Genomic DNA, 1,836 nt, shown 5'->3' with positions numbered 1-1,836 from the left:
GGCGTTGAGGCTGTAGAATTTCTCGATTTTTAGCTATTTTCACCTGATTTTTGTGCATTTCCCTGTCTACATTGGCTTAAATGCTGCGCAGTGATAATCGTGTTTACCATGGTGGTTAAAGATATGGCGTGAGGAGAGGGAGTTGTTGCTGATTTTGGCCGATTTTAGAGGTACTTACCCTCTAATGAAGGTGATTTCTTAGTTTTTCTATGTTGTGGAGCATGCTGAACATCGCCCATTGAGCGTTTACTTTCTCTCTTCCTCTAAGAGTGAAGCGGTTCATTTGTTTATTAACGGTGATGTTACCGAAAACAGGTTCAACACACCCAAGCCGCTTGCTGTATTGTCGCCTGCCTTCCGGGCTATCAATCTTATCTTTCATGGCCTGCATGTGGTCAAAGTCTTTGGTGTTTTTGTAGATAAAGAAGACTTGTCGACCTTGCTGTTTTCCAGGTGGCTTTCTCATGCACTGAGGTTGATGAATACACTGTCGACAGTCGTTGAGATAGCCACAAAATTGAGCGCCTCGCTCTCCGCTGATTACGGCATTTTTACTGCTAAGGCGCATCATATTTCCTGCAGGGCAACGGCAGGTCATCGCATCTTGGTCGAACTCGAACATGGTAATAGGGTAACAAGTTTTGCCTGTTTTCGAACGCTTTTTACGTTTCTTTGCTTGCTCGGTTTGATAAGTTTCACTGTTTTGAAAGAGGGGGTTACGACTGCGAAATGCAGTGTCAGCAATGTAGCAATCGTATGACGTTTCAGCCAAGAACTTAAGGTTGGCTTTACTGTGAAAGCCACTATCGGCAGTGAATTTAATGGTGTGCTCAGCCGTTTTTGGTAATTTGTCTAGTTGCGCTTTTAAAGCGAGTACCGCAGGCTTGAGAGTTTGTTGCTCTCCGACACTCCCCCAGACTTGGCTATGCACTATGATTTGGTGTTTATCATCGGTGATAGCGATGCCATTATAGCCTTGGATCGTCCCTTTCGAGGTGGTCATTTTAGCACTGTCGTTGTCCGTTATGTTACTTTTTATGGGTTTATTGTTGGAGCCTAATTTGTCTTGAGTGCTTGCTAAAAACTGACCTATTTTGTCAGCGCTGTTATCAAGCTTTTGTTTTTGCTTTAAGTCTTGCTCGATAACCTCGTTTGGTAGGGTATCTTGGGTTTGATGGCGTTCGATAATACGGTGACTTGCACGCTCTAGCTTTTCTTTTTTGCGTTGGAGCTCTTCGTGTGTGCCACTCCACTCTTTACTGGCATTAGATGAGATTTTGCATCCATCAATGGCAAACATGTTGCGGCCAATCAAACCCTGTTCATCACATATCATCAAGACTTGTGTGAAGAGAGGCTCAATAGTGTCTTTCATGTTAGCAATGAAGGCAGCAATGGTGGTGAAGTGTGGTCTAATATCGCCAGAGAGACACATAAAGTTTACATTGTTAATGCAGGCTCTTTCGATGCGTCGACTTGATAGCATGCCGAGAGAGTAGGCATAGAAGATAATTTTGAGCATGATGGAAGGCGGGTATGCGGCAGCCCCGTTTTGGTCATTGAAATAATGTTTATCAAAGTTCGATAAATCGAGGTGATTATCGACGATATGGGATATTGCATATTCGATAGTGCCGGGGATGAGCTGTTCGTCGATGATGATAGGGACAAACATGTTTTGATTCGAGTGGTCGGTTTTGAAGTTGGGCATAACAGTACTTCGTGGCGAATAATTAAGATTAGATCACAAGTAGTTAGTGTGTTCAAGCTTCTATTATGAAATTTTGGTAGGCTCTGGGTTGAGAAAGGCGAGGGAGAAATCCTACAGCCTCGTTA

General features: G+C 43.5%; 1 protein-coding gene. It reads right to left on the bottom strand.

The genetic code is table 11. From position 1 onward, the window contains the following. Window positions 1-181 precede the first annotated feature (181 nt). Complete coding sequence (locus PVK71_RS20210) at window positions 182-1,711, bottom strand: IS1182 family transposase (protein WP_274421114.1); 1,530 nt, start codon at window positions 1,709-1,711, stop codon at window positions 182-184. Window positions 1,712-1,836: the final 125 nt, after the last annotated feature.

Origin of the sequence: Aliivibrio sp. S4MY1 (assembly GCF_028765545.1) — a bacterium.
GTDB lineage: Bacteria > Pseudomonadota > Gammaproteobacteria > Enterobacterales > Vibrionaceae > Aliivibrio.
The sequence above is the reverse complement of the archived record's forward strand: the minus strand, read 5'-3'. Positions and strand labels throughout refer to the sequence as shown.

What these genes read in the sequence shown, in the direction of transcription:
- PVK71_RS20210 (WP_274421114.1), bottom strand. Translation starts at nt 1,711, where the DNA reads ATGCCCAACTTCAAAACCGACCACTCGAATCAAAACATGTTTGTCCCT.